This window comes from Lysobacter antibioticus HS124 (assembly GCF_000336385.2).
GTDB lineage: Bacteria > Pseudomonadota > Gammaproteobacteria > Xanthomonadales > Xanthomonadaceae > Lysobacter > Lysobacter firmicutimachus.
Genome location: NZ_HG424446.1, coordinates 28,987 through 48,670, shown reverse-complemented (window position 1 = coordinate 48,670; position 19,684 = coordinate 28,987). Strand labels below are relative to the sequence as shown.

The following is a 19,684-nucleotide window of genomic DNA, read 5'->3' as shown; positions in this document are numbered from 1 at the left end:
TCCAGGCCCGCAGGTTCGAACCGAAGCCCCGCCTCCGCGGGGCTTTTGTTTTGTCGCACGGTTTTGTCGGCGGGCGGCGCGATGCCGGCAGACAGGATGTAATTTTTTCATTAAGATGCGCGCCGTTCCCGAGGATGGGAACTTCATCGCCAATCAAGGAACAAGGGGATTTATGAAGAAGCAACTCGCGCTGGGCCTGGCCCTGGCCCTGGCGTCGACCGCCGCCGCTGCGGAAGGTCTGAGCTACACCCACATCGAAGCCGGTTATTCGGTGCAGCAGTACGAAGTGCGCAGCCTGACCCCGGGCCTGCGCGTGCAGGATCCGAAGGCCGACGGCGGCTACATCGACGGTTCGATCGCGTTCGGCGAAGCGCCGTTCTACGCGTTCGGCAGCTACCGCAAGGGCGAAGACAACAACGTCGGCGTGCGCTTCAACAACGTCGACCTGGGCGACATCGACGTCGATGCCGACCAGTTCAAGATCGGCGTGGGCTACCACCACACTCTGTCCGAGCGCGTCGACTGGGTCGGCGAGCTGAGCTACATCCGCACCGAGCTGGACTCGAACGTGCTGTCCGACGAGATCGACGGCGACGACTTCCGCGGTTCGGTCGGTCTGCGCGGCAACCTGGCCAAGAACTTCGAAGGCTGGGCCAAGCTGAACTACACCGACGGCGACATGTACGACAGCGAGTTCAGCGGCACCGTCGGCGCCCTGGTCAAGTTCAACCAGACCTGGGGCATCGTCGGCGAAGCCGAGTTCGGCGAGCACGCCAAGCAGTACACCATCGGTGTCCGCGCCAGCTTCTGATCAGCGCCTGCACGATGACAAAAGCAAAGCCCGGCCTGCGCCGGGCTTTGCTTTTTTGCGGGACGGGGATTCGCGATTCGGGATTCGGGATTAGGGATTCGGGATTAGGGATTAGGGATTAGGGATTAGGGATTAGGGATTCGCGATTAGGGATTCGGGAGGATTCCCCTGGGTGCCGGTTGGGCTTGCCTTCGCTATGCGGCGCGCGAGTTGCGGCGACGGCGGGCCGGCGCCGCAACTCGCTTCGGTTGGCGCCGCCGCGGGCTCAGTCCGGCGCGTCCTGCACGATCACGTACTGCTTGCGGAATTCCAGCCCCTGTCCGGCCGTGCTCGGCCAGGTCGCGGCATAGGCTTGCAGGCTGGCCAGCCCCGGCGCCCAATCTTCGCCGTTGACCCGGCAATCGGCCTGGCATTCGCCGTCGTGGTGATCGCGCGAGGCGAACAGACGCAGCGCGAACACGCCCTCGGCCTGCAGCAGCGGACGGAACGCGTCCAGCGATTGGGTGAACAGACAGCAGGGGCAGAAGCCGTGTTCGCAGGCTTCCGCGTCCTCGTCCGGGTCCGGGTTTGCGGCCTGTTCGGCCGGGGCTTGGCCGAAGTGCGCCACCGGTCCGAACACGACGCGCCGCGACCGTGCTTTCGACCCGTCTTCGCCGTCGAAGTCCATGCGCATGCTCATGCAGGCTTCGGGTTCGACCCGCGTCGCGTCGAGCAGGGCGATCAGGTCGGTGCGTGCCCATTGGCCGAACCCGCGCCGTACGGCATCGTCGAAACCTTCGCCGGTGGCGTGCTGGTACTCGAACAGGCCGAGCGGGAAGCAGCGCGGGTGGTGGCACTGGATGGTGCTGGCGGTACGGATGACGCCGTTGTCGAGCTCGGTGAATTCGACCAGTTGGGGAAACGCGAACAGACCGTCGTCGCCGATCTCGATCCAGCCGTTGTCGTAGGCGTGCGCGCGATGGCCGGACTCGGCCAGTACTTCGGCCAGGGTCTGGACCAGGTCGAACGGCTCCAGGAATTCCTCGCCGTGTTCGTCCAGCAAGCGCAGGTGACCGTCGGGCGAACCGCCGGGGTTGGCCTGGAGCAGCTCGAACGCCGGACCGGTCGCGGAAGCGCTCATCGACGCACCGCCTGAGCCTCGACCGCGCGCCATACCCGCAGCAGGTTGTCGCCGAGGATCTTGCGCACGGTGTCGTCGGAATGGCCGCGCCGCTTCAGGCCTTCGATCAGGTTCGGGTAATCGGCGACCGACGTGAGGCCGTCCGGCAGCGCGCCGGATACGCCGTCGAAATCCGAGCCGATGCCGACGTGGTCGGCGCCGAGCAGTTTCACCGCGTAGTCGATCTGATTCAGCACCGCATCGATCGGTACTTTGCGCGGCGGGTGCGCTTTCTCCCAAGCGGCGTCGAAATCGGCCTGGCTGCGCACCGCTTCGCCGCGTTCGCGCGCAGCGGCCTGTTCGCGCTCGAACTTGGCGTTGTCGACGAAGTAGGCCTGGGTGTCGGCGGCCGAGGCCGGGTCGACGAAGGCGTTGCCGAACACGATCTGGACCACGCCGCCCTTGGCCGCGATCGCCTTGGCGAGCTCGTCGCTGAGGTTGCGCTCGAAACCGGGCGTGAAATGGCGCAGCCCGGAATGGCTGGCGATCACCGGCGCCTTGCTTCGCGCAAGCACATCGCGTACCGCGTCGTCGGACAGGTGCGAGACGTCGACCATGATGCCGAGCCGGTTCATTTCGTCGACGACTTTCTCGCCGAACGGGCTCAGCCCCTGCCAGGTACGCTTGCGGCTGTAGGAGGAATCGCTGATACGGTTGTCCTCGCTGTGGGCGAGGGTGATGTAGCGCACGCCGCGGGCATGGAACTGGGCCAGCCGCGCCAGGTCGTCGCCGATCGGCGCGCCGTTCTCCATGCCCAGCGCGAGCAGCACACGCTGGCCGCGCGCGTGCAGGCGCTCGAAGTCGGCCGGCGAACGCAGCAGGGCGAACCGCTCCGGATGGCGGCCGATCATCGCCTCGACCGCGTCGATCTGGGTGTGCGCGGTCTGGGTGGCGCTGCCGGCGCGGTCTTCGCCGGGCGAGGTGTAGATCGACATGAAGGCCACGTCCAGGCCGCCCTGGCGCGCGCGCGGGTAGTCGAATTCGACCTTGGGCGTGTCCACGCCGAGATCGGCCCAGTTGCGCAGCAACAGGCTGGGCGCGTCGATATGGGTATCGACGATGGTCGCATCCTGGGCGAAGCGTTGGCCGGCGCTCAAGGGTTCGTCGGCCGATGCGGCCGACCACGACAGGGCAAGGGCTAAGGCGAGAGCTGCGATCCGCACACGACCTCCGGTTTGAGCGCGCGGCGGCGCGCAGGAGGGCTGAGGGTACAACAAGCGATGCGCGCAGTTTGCGGCGGCGCAGCGCACGCAAAGGCGCTTTGTACCGGCGCCGGGGAAACGGCGCCGGCGGCGGTCGGATGCCGGCGCGGCCGGTGCCGGTTTGCGGTCGCGGTTTGCATCGTTCCCGCCCCGGCTGGGGCGGCGCTCAGGCCGCGCTGCCTTCGACCAGCACGCCCGCGGCGTAGACACGCCGCGCCAGCCGGCCGCCGAGCCAGTAGCACAGCTCGGCCGGGTGGCCGATGTCCCATTGCACGAAATCGGCCTGCGCGCCGACCCGCAGCACGCCGCGATCGGCGCAACCCAATGCGCGCGCGGCGTGCACGGTGGCGCCGCGCAGGGCTTCCTCCGGGGTCAGGCGGAAGTGGCTGCAGGCCAGTTGCATGGCCTGGCGCAACGACAGCAGCGGCGAGGTGCCGGGATTGCAGTCGGTGGCTACCGCCATCGCCACGCCGTGCTCGCGGAACGCGTCCAGCGGCGGTAGCTTGGTTTCGCGCAATACATGGAACGCGCCCGGCAGCAATACCGCGACGGTGCCGTGTTCGGCCATCGCCCGCACGCTGTCCAGCGAGGTGTGTTCGACATGGTCGGCGGAGAGCCCGTCGAACGCTGCGGCGAGGGCGCCGCCGCCGAGATCGCTGAGCTGGTCGGCATGCAGCTTGACCGGCAGGCCGAGCGCGCGCGCGGTCTCGAACACGCGCCGGGTCTGCGCCGGCGAGAAGCCGATGCCTTCGCAGAACGCGTCCACCGCATCGATCAGGCCTTCTTCGTGCAGGCGCGGCATCCAGGCGCAGACCGCGTCGATGTAGTCGTCGCTGCGGCCGGCGTACTCCGGCGGCAGCGCGTGCGCGGCCAGATAGGTGGTGCGCACGTGGATGCCGAGCTCGCGGCCGATGGCCCGCGCGGTACGCAGCATCTTGCGCTCGTTCTCCAAGTCCAGGCCGTAGCCGGACTTGATTTCCAGGGTGGTGGCGCCGTCGCCGAGCAGGGCGCGTGCGCGCGGCAGCGACTGACGCAACAGCTCGGCGCCGCTGGCTTCGCGGGTGGCGCGCACGCTGGAGACGATGCCGCCGCCGGCGCGGGCGATGTCTTCGTAGCTGGCGCCCTGCAGGCGCAACTCGAACTCGCGCGCACGGTCGCCGGCGAAGACCAGATGGGTGTGGCAGTCGACCAGGCCCGGGGTGATCCAGCCGCCGGCCTGGACGACCTTGGCGGCCAGGTCCTGCGGTGCGCCGGGCAGGTCGGAGCGCGCGCCGACATAGGCCAGGCGGCCGTCGCGCCAGGCCAGCGCGGCGTCGGCGATCTCGCCGTAGCCGCGGTCGCCGTCGAGGGTGGCCAGGGTGGCGCCGAGTACGAGGCCGTCGTACAGGGGGCCGTCGGAGCGGGAGGACATGGCGGTCATGGCGGGATTTTAGCCGCTGGCGCCGGTCGTGACCCGGCCGGCGGTCGCGTCGCGGGCGCGCGCAGGCGAGAATGGCCGGATGACGACCTCCGACTCCTGCGCCACCTGGACCCCCGACGGCTGGCAGCGCGTCGCCGTACCGGCCAGTACGCACGCGCGCCGCCGCGTGCCCGGCATCGCCAACCTGCATTCGCACGCGTTCCAGCGCGCCATGGCCGGCATGGCCGAGCGCCAGACCGACCCGGCCGACAGCTTCTGGACCTGGCGCGAGACGATGTACCGCTTCGCCGCCCGTTTCACCCCCGAAACACTGCACGCGGTCGCCAGCCAGCTGTACGCGGAAATGCTCGAAGCGGGTTACACCAGCGTGTGCGAGTTCCATTATCTGCACCATGCGCCCGACGGCCGCTCTTATGCCGATCCGGCGGCGATGTCGCGGGCGCTGATCGCCGCGGCGCGCGAAACCGGCATCCGCATGACCTTGCTGCCGGTGCTGTACATGACCGGCGGTTTCGACGAGCGCCCGCTCGGCGAGCGCCAGCGCCGTTTCGGCCATGAAGTCGACGCCTACCTGCGCCTGCTCGACACCCTGCGCGCCGACAGCGATGCGATGCTGCGCGTCGGCTGCTGCCTGCACAGCCTGCGCGCGGTGCCGGCGGGGCCGATGCGCGAGGTGCTGGCGGCGATCCCCGCCGACAGCCGCGTGCATATCCACATCGCCGAGCAGACCGCCGAAGTCGACGACTGCGTGGCTGCGCGCGGCGCGCGCCCGGTGCGCTGGCTGCTCGGCAACACCGAGGTCGATGAACGTTGGACCCTGGTCCATGCCACTCACCTCGACGAGGATGAAGTGCGCGGCATCGCCGCCAGCGGCGCGACCGTGGCGATCTGCACCACCACCGAGGCCAACCTCGGCGACGGCCTGTTCCCGCTGCGCGACTACCTCGATGCCGGCGGTGCCTGGGGCGTGGGCTCGGATTCGCATATCTCGGTGTCTCCGGTCGAAGAGCTGCGTTGGCTGGAGTACGGCCAGCGCCTGATCACCCGCCGGCGCAATATCGCCGTCGGCCGCGGCGACGAGGCGCATGCGGCCAGCGTCGGCGAAGCCCTGCTGCGCGGCGTGGTCGCCAGCGCTCCGGCTTCGACCGGTTTCAGCGCCGAAGCCTTGGCCGGCGACCGTCTGACATTGGACGCGAATGCGCCGATCCTGGCCGGCGCCAGCGACGAGGACTGCATCGATCGTTGGCTGTTCAGCGGCAACCGCAATGCCATCGACACGGTCGAGGTCGGCGGCGAGGTCGTCGTGTCCGGCGGACGGCACCACAAGCGCGATGAGATCGCCGCGGGGTATGCGGATGCGATGCGGCGGTTGATGGCGGGTTGAGACGGCGACAGCAATAGCAACGGCTTCAGAACAAACACCGACGGCAGCGCATCGGCGCGAAGCCGGCGTTGGCGCCTGCGGGCCCCACCCAAAGCGTTGCACCCTTGGAAAAACAGGGGCAGGGAGCGTGCCGTCGCTCCGCCTTCGAGGGGGACTTGGCTTGCGCGTACGCGCCCCTCAATGTGGCGCGAACAAATCCCCGATCGGCACCGCTTCCTGCGCCGGCAACGCGCCTTCCAGGGTCAGCAGGAACTGCTTGGTCGGCAGGCCGCCGCCGAAGCCGGTAAGGCTGCCGTCGGAGCCGATCACGCGATGGCAGGGCAGCACGATCGGCAGCGGATTGCGGCCGTTGGCGGCGCCGACCGCGCGGGTCGCGGTCGGACGGCCGATGCGCTGGGCCATCTGCGCATAGCTCCAGGTCTCGCCCCAGCGAATCTGCGCGAGCGTGCGCCAACACTGCAATTGGAACGGCGTGCCGTGCGGCGCCAGCGGCAGGTCGAATTCGCGCAGGCGGCCGGCGAAGTAGTCGCCAAGCTGGCTGCGCGTGCGCTGCAGGACTTCGTCGTCGCCCTCGCGCCAGTCGTCGCCGCGCTTGTACGGATGCCAGGGACGTTCGAATTCGATCAGGCGCAGGCCGTCGGCGGCGCTGGCGAGCAGCAGTTCGCCGACCGGGCTGTCGATGCTTTGATAGGTGATCATGCCGCCGCGCCTTCGTTGCGCGCGGTTTCGGCGCGGCCGCCGGCGACCCGGCGGCGCTTGGGGGCCGGGGTCGCCGCCGCGGCGGGCTTGGCCGCCGGTACCGGCATGCTGTCGCGCCAGACCTGGATCACGGCGTAGGCGCGCCACGGCCGCCAGGCTTCGGCGCGGGCGTTGAGCGCTTTGGCGCTGAGGCGCACGCCGTCTTCCGGCACCGCCTTCTGCAGCACCAGGTCGTCGGCGGGAAAAGCGTCGGGATGGCCGAGCGCGCGCAGGGCGATGTAGTGCGCGGTCCACGGGCCGATGCCCGGCAGGGCGACCCAGCGTGCGACGAAATCGTCGAGCGTGCGTTCGGCGCGGAAGTCGACCCGGCCATCGAGCAGGGCGCGGGCGACCGTGCGCACGGTGTCGGCGCGGGCGCGGGTCAGGCCGATCGAAACCAGGTCGGCGTCGGCCAAGGCGTCCGCAGTCGGGAACAGATGCTCCAGTCCCGGCGCAAACGGCTTCGGCAGCGGCTGGCCGTAGCGCTGCGCCAGACGCGAGGCCAGGGTGCGCGCGGCGGCGACGCTGACCTGCTGGCCCAGGATCGCGCGCACCGCGATCTCGAAGCCGTCCCAACCGCTGGGCAGGCGCAGGCCCGGCCGGCGGTCGACCAAGGCCTTCAGGCGCGGGTCGACCGACAAGGCGGCGCCGATCGCGTTCGGGTCGGCGTCCAGATCGAACATCCGCCGCAAGCGATTGGTGATGTCCAGCAGCCGCGCCGGTGCCGGCCCATGCAGTTCCAGGCGCAGTGCGTGTTCGGCCTCGCCCCTGCGCGACGGCCATGCGCTGACCCGCAGCCAGCCCGGCGCTTCGATCGGGCCGATCACCCGGCTGTAGCTGTGCTCGTCGACCAGTTCGACTCCGGGCAGGGCACGGCCGCGCAGGAAATCGAGCATCGCCGCGAAGTCGTACGGCGGCCGATAACCCAAGCGCAGACTCAAGGTTTCGCCGCCGCCGGCGTCGACGCTTTCGTTCGGCCGCCGGCGCAACTCGCGCGGCGCCATCCGATAGGCCTCCTGGAAAGTCGCATTGAAGCGGCGCAGGCTGCCGAAGCCGGCGGCCATCGCGACTTCGGTGATCGGCAGGCGCGTCTCGGTCAGCAATTGCTTGGCGAACAGCAGCCGGTGGGTGCCGTGCACGCCGATCGGCGGCGCGCCGAGGCGGTCGACGAACAGGCGGCGTAATTGCCGCTCGCCCACGCCGACGCGCGCGGCCAATTCGGCCAACGGCTGTTCGGCCAGAAGCCCTTGATCGATCAGCTTCAGCGCGCGTGCGACGGCGGCATCGCCGCGCCGCCACGCGCCTTCGCCGGGCGACAATTCCGGCCGGCAACGCAGGCAAGGGCGGAAGCCGGCGGCCTCGGCCGCCGCGGCGTGGCCGAAATAGACCACGTTCTCGCGCTTGGCCGCGGGCGCCGGACACACCGGCCGGCAATAGATGCGGGTGCTGGTGACGGCGGTGAAGAACAGGCCGTCGAAGCGCGGATCGCGGCTCAACCGAGCCTGTTCGCAGACGCGCCAATGCGGCAGGGAAGCGGCCGGCGCGGGAGTGGGGGTGGCGTCCATACGAGGCAGCCTAGCACCGGCACAGGCTGCGGACTGGCCGGATTCGGACATGAACGTGGAGGCGTGACGGGTGGCCTGTGGGCGGAGCTTGCGTGGCGCGTGCGCCGGCGCGGTCGCGGCTCGCGCCGCTCCTGCCCTCGGGCGACGCGTTCGGCAACCGGCTTGTCCGGTTTGTGTAGGAGCGGCGTCAGCCACGACAACCGAAGCGGCGAAATACCACGCCATCGGTCGAAGTCGCGGGTGCGTCAATTACGAAACAGCCCGGTGGATCGGGCTGCGGCGGTTGCGCTTGCTTCGGTCGCTGCGGTGGGTCGCGGCTCACGCCGCTCCTACAGGAAGCGATGCAGCCCGCAAGAACGATTCAGGGCTCGCGCAGGGCCGGCAGCAGCGGGGCGATGTGGCCGTCGTTCGGTGCCGGCACGATGCCGATCAGGCGCGCCAGCAGCGGATAGACATCGACGTTGTCGATCGGAGCGAGGGTCGCGCCGCGTTTGAACGCCGGACCGCGGGCGACGAAGATCGCGCGCATCGACGCCAGCGCCGGGTCGTAGCCGTGCGAGCCGCGAGTGCCGGGGTTCGGGGATTCGCGCAGCTTGCTGGCTTCGATCGCATCCCAGCCTTCGCGCATCTGGCACACGATCGGCGGCACCCGCGGGTGGCGGCCGTAGTGCCAGCGCGCGGGCAGGTCGCCCTTGCGCCAGCAGTCGTAATTCGGGTGCGCGCCGAGCAGGCGACGCTCGACTTCGGCTTCGCGGCCGCGCAGCGGGACGATGCCGATCGACTGGCCGACCGAAGTCACCACCGCCTGGTCCGCAGCGATCATGTCCTCCACCGCGATGCGCTGGCCGGGCGCCACTTCGGCCATGCCGTGGTCGGAAACCAGGACGATGTTGGTCCGGTCCGCCATGCCGCGCGCGGCCAGGCCATCGAGCAGGCGGCCGATCGCCGCGTCGATGCGGACCAGGGCGGCGCGCGCCTCGGGCGAATTCGGGCCATGGTCGTGGCCTTCGTGATCGAGCGCGTCGAAGTACAAGGTGGCCACGTGCGGCCGGGTCGAGGCCGGTTCGCCGAGCCAGCCCAGCACCTCGTCGACCCGCGCGTTCTCGTCGACGGAAGCGTCGAACGGGCGCCAGCGGTTCGGGCGCAGGCCGCGGATCGGCGCTTCGCTGCCCGGCCAGAACAAGGTGGCGCTGCGCAGGCCGGCCTTCTGCGCGCCGATCCAGATCGGCTCGCCGCCGTTCCACCAGCGCGTGTCGCCGACTGCGTCGCGATCGGCGACGCGGAAGCGGCCGAGCGCGTCGTCGCTCATGCTGTTGTGGACCACGCCGTGGCGATCGGGGCGCAGGCCGGTGACCAGGGTGTAGTGGTTGGGGAAGGTCAGCGACGGATAGGACGGCGTCATCCATTGCGCGCGCACGCCGTCGGCGGCCAGCCGCTCGATGTTCGGCGTCTGGCCCAGTTCGAAGTAGCCGGCACGGAAGCCGTCGATCGAGATCAACAGCAAGGGCGTGTCGGCGGGCGGCGGCTCGCGCGTCGGCGCGGTGCAGGCAGCGAGAACGGACAGGAGCAGGGCGGCCCAGGCCGCGGAGAAGATCGAACGCATCGGCGCATGATAGCCGCCCCGGATGGCAGGCCGATGGCGGCGGCCGGGACCGCGACGGGCGGCCAGATTCGGCATGACTTCCGTCGCTGGCGCCGCCGCAGCGAGCCGCCGATAGTGACCGCAACTTCCGCGGAGCCCCGTCCATGCGCACTCCCGTCCGCATCGCCTGCCTGGCCGCCGCCTCGTGGTGGGCCGTCGCCGCTGCGCAGACCCCCTCCGTGCCCGCGCCGGCTCCGGCGCCGCCGGCGGTGCTCGACGCGGACGAATGCGCGGTTTGGGCGCGCGAGCTGAGCTTCGCCCGTTCGGTTGCGGAACACGATGCCGAGGCTTTCGCCGAACACCTGCACCCGCAGGCCGCGTTCGGCGCCGGCAGCCCGCAGCCGACCCGCGGCCGCGACCAAATCGCGCGCCGTTGGGCCGGCCTGATCGAAGGCAAGCAAACCTTGCTGCGCTGGTACCCGACCCGGGTGACCATCGGCGGCGCGCGCGATGTGGCCTGGTCGACCGGCCCGGCGCTGTACCAGCGCGTGCAGCCGGGCGCGCAGCCGCGTTATGCGCTGGGCGCGTTCCAGTCGGTCTGGCATCGCGGCGGGGACGGCGTTTGGCGGGTGCTGTTCGACGACGGGCAGACCCCGCGTCCGGCCAGCGAAGCCGAGGCGATGGCGTTCCAGAACGGCCGCCGCGAGGCCTGCCCGAAACGCTGACAGGACCTTAAACGGCGATTGCCATTACGCCGCGGCTGCGGCGGCGCCGGCGTATCGTGGATGCGACCGCTCGATCCCTGTCCATTCACAGGAGGCGTTCCATGAAATCCGCGATGCTCGCCGCCACGCTGTACGCGTTCGCGTTCGCCGCTGCCGCACAGACTCCGACTACCGCCGTCGCCGCCGTCGCGCAAGACGCGCACGCCGGCCGCGATGCCAAGCAAGACGCGCAGACCGCCGCCAAGCTGCGCGCCGACGATCGCTATTGCCTGCGCCAGACCGGATCGCGCATCCAGTCGCGCGCCAAGCAGGAGTGCGCCGCGTACGGTCGCCGCTACGATCGCGACGACCTGCAGCGCACCGGCGAGGTCGACGTCGCCGGCGCGCTGCGCAAACTCGATCCTTCGGTGCGCTGAAGCGCGCCCACCCACCGCCGTCCGCGCCGTCCGCGCGACCGTCCCGGTTCCGATCCCTTCTGGATCGATCGAACGCCCGGCTCGTGCCGGGCGTATTTTTCCGCTCCCACTCCCGCGCCGGCGTCAGCGTTCGAACGTCGCCGTTGCGGACGGGTAGTCGACGCTGACCTTCAGGGTAGCGAAGGCGTTGCCGCCGATCGCGCCGTCGATGCGTTGGTCCATCCACTGCGACATGTACTCGTGGAAATTGCGGTCGGCGCGTTCGGCGAACCACACCGGGCCGACCCGATAGCCGCCGACTTCCAACTCCGGCACCTCGATCAGGCGTCCGCTGCCGTTGCGATCGCCGTGTTCGACCACCCGCCAGTCCGGATGCCGGTCGTGCCACCGCTGCAGAACTCCGGCGGCGATGAAGCTGCCCGCGCGATGGGCGGGGCCGCCGCCCAATTCGCGCGCGCCTTGCTCGGTCAGCATCAAACTGGCGCCGGTGTCGAACAGCAGCTGCAGGACCTCGCCGTCGATGCGCACCGGAATGCGCGCGAAATGGGTGGTCGGCCGGCCTTGCGCGTCCTTCTGGAAGCCCAGCTCGACCCGGTGCGCAGCATCGACCCGGGGTAGGGCACCGGCGGGCAACAGGCGCAAGCGGCCGCGCGGATAGTCGAATTCCCAGCTGCGTCCGCCGAACCAGGCTGCGCCGATCATGCCGTCGCCGAGCGAGTGCTGTTGATTCGGCGGCGCCGGCGCTACCGGTATGCCGCGTTCGACGTTCTGCGGTGCCGGAATCCAGGCGCGCGCGTCGAATCGAGGCCAGGTCAGCAACTGCGGCGGCGCGTTGTCGGTTCTGGACTGCGGTGCGACGCCGAGCGCGCGGGCGCCGGCGTGAGTGAACAGCAGTCCGCCGCCGCTGTCGGAGAACAATCGCAGTTCGCGCCCGCCGTGCAGTCGCGGATGCAGGTAGAACCGCCCGGCTTCGAGCGTGGCCGGCAAGGTCAATGGCAATTTCGGCGTAGGCTCGGCGGACGTTTCGGCGGACTGCGCGCGCAGCGGCGCCCAGGCCGCCAGGCCCAGCAAGGCGACGGCCCATGGCAGGCGGAACGACGGCGAAGACGGCAACGGCATGGCGGACTCGCGATGGGCTTGAGGACGGTGATCAGGTTCGCCGCTGCCCGCGCCGCCCGTCAGTGCAGGAGGTCAGCCAACTTTCGGCAGCCCGTCTTCGCCGATCGCGGTTCAGTCCATATAGGCCGGGAACTTCGGCAGCGCGGCGAAATCCTCCGGCGCGTGCTGCACGACCACCTGGCCCGGATGGGTGGCGAGCAAGCGTTGGACCCGTTCGAACGAGGCCATGGTGTCGGCGCGGTTGTGATTGAACGCCGGCACCCGCGACCGCTGGTAGTTGGCTCGGGTATGCCAGAGGTCGCCGGACAGTACCAACGGGCCGAAGTGGGCCAGGCGCAGCATCAGCACGCGGTGGCCGGGCGTGTGGCCGGGCGTGCGCAGGATGCGCACGCTGCCGTCGCCGAACAGATCGTCGTCGTCGTTGCCGTCGCGCAGTTTGGCCTGGCGCCAGCCGGCGAACAGCTTGGGGTCGACGCCGATCGGTGTCGGCGTGGCCGAGGCCCATTCCAGCTCGGTGCGGTTGAGCACCCAGGTCGCCTTGGGGAACAGGCCGAGATTGCCGCTGTGATCGGCATGCAGGTGCGACAGGGCGACGTAGTCGATGTCGGACGGACTCAGTCCGAGTTCGGCCAATTGCGCGGCCAGGGTGCGTTCGACCGTGAAGCGGATGCCCATGCCTTCCAGCAACACGCCACCGGGCTTGGCCGCGATCGCGTCGCCCAGGCCGGTGTCCCATAGCAGCCGGCCTTTGGGATGCACGATCAGGAAGCAGGGCGCGGCCATGGTGCCGGGCTGGCCGGCGTACTCGCCGGCGTCGGAGAACATGTCCATGTTCTGCAGTTCGATGCGGCCGCAGTCCATGGCGTAGACGCGCAGCGACGAGGGCTTGGCGCTGGGCGGCGCGGCTTGCGCGGCGGCGGCGACGAGCAGGGTGGCGGTCAGTGCGGCGAGGCGACGGCGTAAGCGCATGGCGCGGATCCGGACGGTGGGGAGGGGGTGGATTATCGCCAAGCCCCGCCGCGCAGGCTGTGCCCGACAGCGGACTATCGTGCCGGACTGTCGAGACGCAAGCGCCGGTCGCCGGACCAGACGCCGGTGCGGCGGCCGCGATCCGCGCCCGGCTCAGCCGGCCAACAGGCCGTGCAGCAGGCGATCGAGCGAGGCGTCGTAGAAGGCGCGGAACTCCGCTTCGCCGTAGCTGAAGCGGCCGGCGCGGTACAGCGCGATCAACCCGTGGGTGTGCCCCCACAACGTCATCGCCAGATCCCAGGCGTCGCCCTCGCGCAGTCGCCCCGCGCGTTGCGCTTCGGCGACCAGGTCGGCGACCACGTTCAAGGTCGGCGACAGGCGCGCGCGGAAATCCTCGGGGAATCGCCGGGCGCGCTCGCGCCGCATCGAGAAGGCGTGATCGAACAGATGCGGATGGGCCAGGGCGTAGTCGAGGTAGATGCGTTGGGTCGCGAGCAGGCGCGCGATCACGTCGCCGCCGGCGCTGCGCGCGCTCCAGTGGCGCGCGATCTGCTCGAAGCTGTCGTCGCAGATGCGTTGCAGCAAGGCTTCGCGGTTGCGGAAATGGCGGTAGATCGCCATCGGGGTGATGCCGACCGCATCGCCGATGCGGCGCATGGTCACCGCCTGCGCACCGCCGCGTTCGAACAGCGTGCGGGCGGCACGCAGGATCCGGTCGGCGGTGGCGGCGGCGCTCATGTATACAGCGTATACATCGGCGGCCGGGAAGGGCAAATTCGCCCCGTTTTCCCGCCTGTACGGGCCGGTGCGGCGGCGCCGGCGCTGGCGGGCGCGCGCAACGCGGCGCGATAATTTCGCCATCCCACCCGCCGGAACCTCGTCATGTCCGCAGGCACCCGCCTCGATCCCTCCCGTGTCGTCCGCGCGCCGCGCGGCAGCGAAAAGAGCTGCAAGTCCTGGCTCAGCGAAGCCGCCTTCCGCATGATCCAGAACAACCTCGACCCCGAGGTGGCCGAGAATCCGGCCGCGCTGGTGGTCTACGGCGGCATCGGCCGCGCCGCGCGCGACTGGGAGAGCTTCGACGCCATCCTCAAGTCGCTGCGCGAGCTGGAAGACAACGAGACCCTGCTGATCCAGTCCGGCAAGCCGGTCGGCGTGTTCCCGACCCACGCCGACGCGCCGCGCGTGCTGTTGGCCAACTCCAACCTGGTGCCGCATTGGGCCAACTGGGAGCACTTCAACGAGCTCGATAAAAAAGGCCTGATGATGTACGGCCAGATGACGGCCGGCTCGTGGATCTACATCGGCTCGCAGGGCATCGTCCAGGGCACTTACGAGACCTTCGTCGAGATGGGCCGCCAGCACTACGGCGGCGACCTCAAGGGCAAGTGGATCCTGACCGCCGGCCTCGGCGGCATGGGCGGCGCGCAGCCGCTGGCCGCCTCCCTGGCCGGCGCCAGCTCGCTGACCATCGAGTGCCGCCAGACCAGCATCGACTTCCGCCTGCGCACCCGCTACGTCGACGAGCAGGCCCACGACCTCGACGACGCGTTGGCGCGGATCGCCAAGTACACCGCCGCCGGCGAGGCCAAGTCGATCGCCCTGCTCGGCAACGCTGCGGAGATCCTGCCCGAGCTGGTCCGCCGCGGCGTGCGTCCGGACTGCGTCACCGACCAGACCTCGGCGCACGATCCGGTGCACGGCTACCTGCCGATCGGCTGGACCGTGGAGCAGTGGCTGGAAGCGCAGAGCAGCGACCCGGCCCGAGTCCGCGACGAAGCCAAGAAGTCGATGCGCGTGCACGTCGAAGCCATGCTGGCCTTCCACGCCCGAGGCATTCCGACCGTGGACTACGGCAACAACATCCGCCAGATGGCCAAGGACGAAGGCTGCGCCAACGCCTTCGATTTCCCGGGTTTCGTTCCGGCCTATGTGCGCCCGTTGTTCTGCCGCGGCGTCGGCCCGTTCCGCTGGGTCGCGCTCAGCGGAGATCCGGACGACATCTACAAGACCGACGCGAAGGTCAAGCAAATCATCGCCGACGATCCGCACCTGCATCGTTGGCTGGACATGGCGCGCGAGCGGATCAGCTTCCAGGGCCTGCCGGCGCGCATCTGCTGGGTCGGCCTGGGCCTGCGCCACAAGCTCGGCCTGGCGTTCAACGAAATGGTGCGCAACGGCGAGCTGAAGGCGCCGGTGGTGATCGGCCGCGACCACCTCGACAGCGGCTCGGTGGCTTCGCCGAACCGCGAGACCGAGGCGATGCGCGACGGCAGCGACGCGGTGAGCGACTGGCCCTTGCTCAACGCCATGCTCAACGTCGCCGGCGGCGCGACCTGGGTCTCGCTGCACCACGGCGGCGGCGTCGGCATGGGCTATTCGCAACACTCCGGGGTGGTCATCGTCTGCGACGGCAGCGAAGAAGCCGACAAGCGCATCGCCCGGGTGCTGTGGAACGACCCCGGCACCGGGGTCATGCGCCATGCCGATGCCGGGTACGAGATCGCCCAGGCCTGCGCCAGGGAGCAGGGGCTGAAGTTGCCGATGCTCTGAGCGTCGCCGCCGGTCCATCGTTCGCCACGACGGCCCGCATTCGCGGGCCGTCGTCGTTTGGGACACGACAACCGCGGCGCTGCCGAGGGTAGACGCGACGCAAGCCGCGACCGCGGGATTTCAGCCCGCGGCGCAAGTTACGCCGCAGGCCCGGTGTCGCGGTCGCGGCTTACGCCGCTCCTACAGACAGACGGCTCGGGCTCAGCCCGGAATCGTCGGTTCGACCAGGCGTTCGAGCAGGGTCAGCGATTCCTGCCAGCCCAGGTGGCACTGGTCGGCCGGGATCACGTCCGGAATGCCTTCCTGCACGACCTGCACTTCGGTACCGCAGGACACGGCGCGGAAGGTGATGGTGGTGACCATGGTGCCGGGCAGGTTGGGGTCGTCGAAGCGGTCGTCGTGGACGATGCGCTCGCCGGGCATCAGCTCCAGGTAGGTGCCGCCGAAGCTGTGGCTGTCGCTGCTGCCGAAATTGGTGAAGCTCATGCGGTAGCGGCCGCCGACTTTGGCTTCCAGCTCGTGCACGGTGCAGGTGAAGCCGTCCGGCGGCAGCCACTTGCACAGGGCGGCGGGGTCGAGGAAGGCGCGGTAGACGCGCTCCGGCGGGGCGGTGAAGACGCGCAGCAGGCGAACGGTGTTGCTCATGGGTGATCTCCGTAACGAGGTGAAGCCCTCATCCATTGCGACGAACGGACGGAAGCGGAATCGACATCGGCGATGGACGCCGCCCGCGACGACGGCGCGACGCGCGGTTCAGGTTGTAGCGCAGGCCGTAAACCGGCCGAAACCGCCAAACGGCCCCCGATTCATCGGACTGTTGTCACTAGCCAAGCCGGGCAGGGCCCCTATCATCGGGCGGTGCCATCACTGCACGGAGCCTGCGATGACCCAGGACCTCTCCGCCGTCGAACCGACCGCCGCACCGCCTTCGCTGTGGCGCGAGCTGCGCGAAGCGGTGCGCGGCACCGATGCCGATTACACCAAGATTCCGTTGCGCCGCGCCGTGTTCCTGCTCGCAGTGCCGATGGTGCTGGAACTGGTGCTGGAGTCCACCTTCGCGGTGGTCGACATCTTCTTCGTCGCCAAGCTCGGGCCGTCGGCGGTGGCCACGGTCGGGCTGACCGAGAGCTATCTGTTCCTGCTGTATGCGGTGGCGATGGGCCTGGCGATGGCGGTGACCGCGGTGGTGGCCCGGCGCATCGGCGAAGGCAAGCGCGAGGAAGCCGGCATCACCGCGGTGCAGGCGATCTTCATCGCCCTGCTGGTATCGGTGTTGCCGGCGCTGACCGGCATCGTCTATGCCCAGGACCTGTTGCGGCTGATGGGCGCCGACGCTTGGAGCATCGAGCACGGCTACCGCTACACGCAGTGGATGCTCGGCGGCAACGCGGTGATCATGCTGCTGTTCGTGATCAACGCGATCTTCCGCGGCGCCGGCGACGCGGCGATCGCGATGCGGGTGCTGTGGCTGTCCAACGGCCTCAACATCCTGCTGTGCCCGATCCTGATCTTCGGCCTGGGGCCGGCGCCCGAACTCGGCATCGAGGGCGCGGCGATCGCCACCAACATCGGGCGCGGCATCGGCGTGGCCTACCAGTTGTGGGTGCTGTTCCGCGGCGGCAAGCACATCCGGGTGACCGCGGCGCAGCTGGTGTGGCGCGGCGCCATGCTGTGGAACATCGTGCGCACCTCGCTCGGCGGGGTCGGCCAGATGATCGTGGCGATGACCTCGTGGATCTTCCTGATGCGCATCCTCGCCAGCATCGGCAGCGAGGCCGTGGCCGGCGCGACCATCGCCATCCGCATCATGATGTTCACGATGATGCCGGCCTGGGGCATGTCCAACGCGGCCGCGACCCTGGTCGGACAGAACCTCGGCGCCGGCCATCCGGAGCGCGCCGAGGCCTCGGTGTGGCGGATCGGCTGGTACAACATGGCCTATCTGGTCGCGATCTCGGTGCTGTTCTTCGCCCTGCCGCGGCAGTTGGTGAGCATCTTCACCGCCGATCCCGAGGTGGTGCGGATCGGCGCCGAATGGCTGCGGATCCTGTCGTACTCGTTCTTCATCTACGGCTGGTGGATGGTCACCGTGCAGGCCTTCAACGGCGCCGGCGACACCATGACCCCGACCAAGATCAACGTGGTGTTCTTCTGGCTGATCCAGATCCCGCTGTCCTACCTGCTGGCGATCTCGCTGGACTGGCAGCACTCCGGCGTGTTCTGGGGCGTGTTCGTGTCCGAGACCGCGGTCGGCGTGTTCACTCTGTGGCTGTTCACCCGGGGGCGATGGAAGAACGCGCAGGTGTAGCGGCAGGCGGCGGCGCGTCGCGCGCGGCGGCCGGACGCTACCCGGGCGGATGCAGGTAGCGGTAAGCGAAGAAGGCCGCGGCCGCGAACGCGGTCCAAGCCGCGAGTCCGACCAGCGCGCACAATGCCTCGCCAGGTTCCTTCTTGCCGTAGAACGGCTTCAACAGCACCCAGCCGGTGCCGTGCAGCAACAGTTCGACCACGCCTTCGAACAGCACGCGTCCGAGCAGCCTCAAGGCGCCGCCCAATACGTCGCCTATCGCGTCCAATGCCATCGTGCGTTCTCCTGGAAAAGCGCCGCGCCGGCTGCGGTTTAGCCGGCGCGGCCCGGGACGGCGCTTCAGCGGTCCGACCACACCGCCAGTTCGTAGCCGTCGGGGTCGACGAAGTGGAAGCGGCGGCCGCCCGGGAATTCGTGCTCGGCGACGATCGGCGCACCGGCCGCTTCGACCCGGCGCCGGGCATCGGCGAGATCGTCGGCGCAGCTCACCACCAGCGCACCGCCCGGCTTGGGCGCGACATGGGCGTTGAAGCCGCCCTTCATGCGGCCGTCGTCGAATTCGCAGTAGTCCGGGCCGTAGTCGGTGAAGGTCCAGCCGAAAGCGGCGCCGTAGAAGGCCTTGGCGGCGGCGATGTCGGCGACGGCGGATTCGAGGTAGTCCAGGCGCAGGTTGCGGTCGGAAGCGGTCATGGCGGCTCCGTGGGCAGCGGTGGAAGGGGAAGAGACGGAAGGGTCAACCGGCCGGCCGGGGAGCGACGGACTCGGCAAGGAACGCGGACAGGGCTTGGCGGAATTCGGGCGAATCGGCGGCGTTAGTATGATTGCGCGCCGGCACGATCAGCAGGCGCTTGCGCCCCTCGGGCAGCGGCGTGGCCTGAAACAGGGCTTCGGCGAAGCGCGGCGGGGTGGCGACGTCGTGTTCGCCGGCGACGAACAGCACCGGTTCGTCCAGCGCTTCGACGACGGGGCGGTTGCCCTGGCCGACCAGCGCCCCGGCGGGAGCGACGCGCCGCACCAGCATCCGCGCCCACAGCTTCTGCCGCGAACGCATGTGCGCGCCCCAGTCCTCGAAGCTGGTCACCGAGCTTTCCAGAATCAGGCCGTCGAGGCGGCGATGGGCCGCCACCCGCCCGGCCATGAAGCTGCCCAGCGAGTGGCCGTGCACGATCAGCGGCAGGCCGGCCAGCTCCGGGTCCTCGCGCATGCGATCGTAGACCGTGCCGGCGTCGGCCAGCAGCGCCTCCAGCGAAGCCGTGCCGGTGCTCGCGCCGTAGCCGCGATGATCGACCAGGACGAAATTGACCGGCGCGTCGGCATAGGCCTTGGCGCTGGTCGCGGCGTGCCTGGCGACGGTGTAGCCGTTGCCGCCGAAGTACAGCACGGTGGCGACTGCGTCGCGGCGCAGGAAGCGCAGCGCATACAACTGCGCGCCGTCGGCGGCGATGCGGGTCTCTTCGATGCGGTAAGCCGGCAGTTGCGCGCGCAACGCGGCCAGGTCGGCCGCCGGCGCGGCGCGCGCGATCACGATGTTGTCCTCGCGCACGTGCCAGGTGCAGGCGGACAGCGCGGCGATCAGCAATAGCAGGCACAGACGAGGGACTGACTTCATGGATCCTCCTTGACGGCGTCGCCGCCGGCGGCGCGTTGCGGGCCGGCGACAGCCTCATGTATCGCCGTTCGCGCGCCGCAAGGGAAGGCCGCGTAGGCGACGCGGCCTGCATGCGCCGGCGCGC

The 19,684-nt window shown here is 69.8% G+C and carries 19 protein-coding genes; 6 read left to right on the top strand and 13 right to left on the bottom strand.

The window, feature by feature from the left end:
* The first annotated feature begins 172 nt into the window (after positions 1–172).
* Positions 173–811, top strand: coding sequence for an outer membrane beta-barrel protein (locus TX83_RS01465; protein ID WP_064746135.1), 639 nt, complete (start codon positions 173–175; stop codon positions 809–811).
* Between the two features lie 265 nt (positions 812–1,076).
* Here the strand turns inward: TX83_RS01465 and TX83_RS01460 are convergent, their stop codons facing one another.
* The 3 genes from TX83_RS01460 to hutI all read right to left on the bottom strand — a co-directional run bounded on the left by TX83_RS01460 (position 1,077) and on the right by hutI (position 4,592).
* Positions 1,077–1,931 carry a DUF6348 family protein gene (locus TX83_RS01460; RefSeq protein WP_064746134.1) on the bottom strand — a complete coding sequence of 285 codons (855 nt, stop codon included), beginning with the start codon at positions 1,929–1,931 and terminating at the stop codon, positions 1,077–1,079.
* On the bottom strand, positions 1,928–3,067 hold the full coding sequence (locus tag TX83_RS01455) for a dipeptidase (RefSeq protein WP_064746133.1): 1,140 nt from the start codon (positions 3,065–3,067) through the stop codon (positions 1,928–1,930). The genes TX83_RS01460 and TX83_RS01455 overlap by 4 nt, the downstream gene beginning before the upstream one ends.
* Before the next feature lie 271 nt (positions 3,068–3,338).
* Complete coding sequence (gene hutI, locus TX83_RS01450; protein ID WP_261369974.1) at positions 3,339–4,592, bottom strand: imidazolonepropionase; 1,254 nt, start codon at positions 4,590–4,592, stop codon at positions 3,339–3,341.
* A 79-nt stretch (positions 4,593–4,671) separates the two neighbouring features.
* Between hutI and TX83_RS01445 the strand changes: the two genes are divergently transcribed.
* Positions 4,672–5,976 (top strand): formimidoylglutamate deiminase, encoded by a 1,305-nt coding sequence (locus TX83_RS01445; RefSeq protein ID WP_064746132.1) that lies wholly within the window; start codon positions 4,672–4,674, stop codon positions 5,974–5,976.
* Between the two features lie 177 nt (positions 5,977–6,153).
* Here TX83_RS01445 and TX83_RS01440 read toward each other — a convergent pair whose 3' ends face one another.
* The 3 genes from TX83_RS01440 to TX83_RS01430 form a co-directional block, all read right to left on the bottom strand.
* Complete coding sequence (locus TX83_RS01440) at positions 6,154–6,675, bottom strand: methylated-DNA--[protein]-cysteine S-methyltransferase (RefSeq protein WP_064746131.1); 522 nt, start codon at positions 6,673–6,675, stop codon at positions 6,154–6,156.
* The gene (locus tag TX83_RS01435) at positions 6,672–8,279 is read right to left on the bottom strand and encodes a DNA-3-methyladenine glycosylase 2 family protein (protein WP_079247976.1); all 1,608 of its coding nucleotides are present in this window, start codon (positions 8,277–8,279) and stop codon (positions 6,672–6,674) included. The genes TX83_RS01440 and TX83_RS01435 overlap by 4 nt, the downstream gene beginning before the upstream one ends.
* Before the next feature lie 361 nt (positions 8,280–8,640).
* Complete coding sequence (locus tag TX83_RS01430; RefSeq protein WP_064746179.1) at positions 8,641–9,882, bottom strand: ectonucleotide pyrophosphatase/phosphodiesterase; 1,242 nt, start codon at positions 9,880–9,882, stop codon at positions 8,641–8,643.
* 143 nt (positions 9,883–10,025) lie between these two features.
* Between TX83_RS01430 and TX83_RS01425 the strand changes: the two genes are divergently transcribed.
* Together TX83_RS01425 and TX83_RS01420 are read left to right on the top strand one after the other, a co-directional pair.
* Entirely contained in the window at positions 10,026–10,586 is a 561-nt protein-coding gene (locus tag TX83_RS01425; RefSeq protein ID WP_141233298.1) for a YybH family protein, read from the top strand.
* Positions 10,587–10,687: 101 nt separating this feature from the next.
* A complete protein-coding gene (locus tag TX83_RS01420; RefSeq protein WP_064746130.1) occupies positions 10,688–11,002 on the top strand; it encodes a hypothetical protein in 315 nt (104 codons plus the stop codon).
* Positions 11,003–11,125: 123 nt separating this feature from the next.
* On the opposite strand, the gene TX83_RS01415 is transcribed toward TX83_RS01420, so the two are convergent.
* From TX83_RS01415 to TX83_RS01405, 3 genes are all read right to left on the bottom strand, one after another.
* Positions 11,126–12,121: a hypothetical protein gene (locus tag TX83_RS01415; protein ID WP_064746129.1), complete on the bottom strand. Its 996-nt coding sequence runs from the start codon at positions 12,119–12,121 to the stop codon at positions 11,126–11,128.
* Positions 12,122–12,232: 111 nt separating this feature from the next.
* The gene (locus TX83_RS01410) at positions 12,233–13,090 is read right to left on the bottom strand and encodes an N-acyl homoserine lactonase family protein (RefSeq protein WP_064746128.1); all 858 of its coding nucleotides are present in this window, start codon (positions 13,088–13,090) and stop codon (positions 12,233–12,235) included.
* A gap of 153 nt (positions 13,091–13,243) precedes the next feature.
* Positions 13,244–13,828 (bottom strand): TetR/AcrR family transcriptional regulator, encoded by a 585-nt coding sequence (locus tag TX83_RS01405; protein WP_064746127.1) that lies wholly within the window; start codon positions 13,826–13,828, stop codon positions 13,244–13,246.
* Positions 13,829–13,972: 144 nt separating this feature from the next.
* On the opposite strand from TX83_RS01405, the gene hutU reads away from it, so the two are divergent.
* On the top strand, positions 13,973–15,643 hold the full coding sequence (hutU, locus tag TX83_RS01400; RefSeq protein ID WP_064746126.1) for a urocanate hydratase: 1,671 nt from the start codon (positions 13,973–13,975) through the stop codon (positions 15,641–15,643).
* Between the two features lie 201 nt (positions 15,644–15,844).
* On the opposite strand, the gene TX83_RS01395 is transcribed toward hutU, so the two are convergent.
* On the bottom strand, positions 15,845–16,288 hold the full coding sequence (locus tag TX83_RS01395) for an SRPBCC family protein (RefSeq protein ID WP_064746125.1): 444 nt from the start codon (positions 16,286–16,288) through the stop codon (positions 15,845–15,847).
* A gap of 238 nt (positions 16,289–16,526) precedes the next feature.
* Between TX83_RS01395 and TX83_RS01390 the strand changes: the two genes are divergently transcribed.
* Positions 16,527–17,951, top strand: coding sequence for an MATE family efflux transporter (locus TX83_RS01390; protein ID WP_064746124.1), 1,425 nt, complete (start codon positions 16,527–16,529; stop codon positions 17,949–17,951).
* A gap of 37 nt (positions 17,952–17,988) precedes the next feature.
* Here TX83_RS01390 and TX83_RS01385 read toward each other — a convergent pair whose 3' ends face one another.
* From TX83_RS01385 to TX83_RS01375, 3 genes are all read right to left on the bottom strand, one after another.
* A complete protein-coding gene (locus tag TX83_RS01385; protein WP_141233297.1) occupies positions 17,989–18,225 on the bottom strand; it encodes a hypothetical protein in 237 nt (78 codons plus the stop codon).
* 65 nt (positions 18,226–18,290) lie between these two features.
* The gene (locus tag TX83_RS01380) at positions 18,291–18,641 is read right to left on the bottom strand and encodes a VOC family protein (RefSeq protein ID WP_064746122.1); all 351 of its coding nucleotides are present in this window, start codon (positions 18,639–18,641) and stop codon (positions 18,291–18,293) included.
* Between the two features lie 43 nt (positions 18,642–18,684).
* Positions 18,685–19,560, bottom strand: coding sequence for an alpha/beta hydrolase (locus tag TX83_RS01375; protein WP_079247975.1), 876 nt, complete (start codon positions 19,558–19,560; stop codon positions 18,685–18,687).
* Positions 19,561–19,684 lie beyond the last annotated feature (124 nt).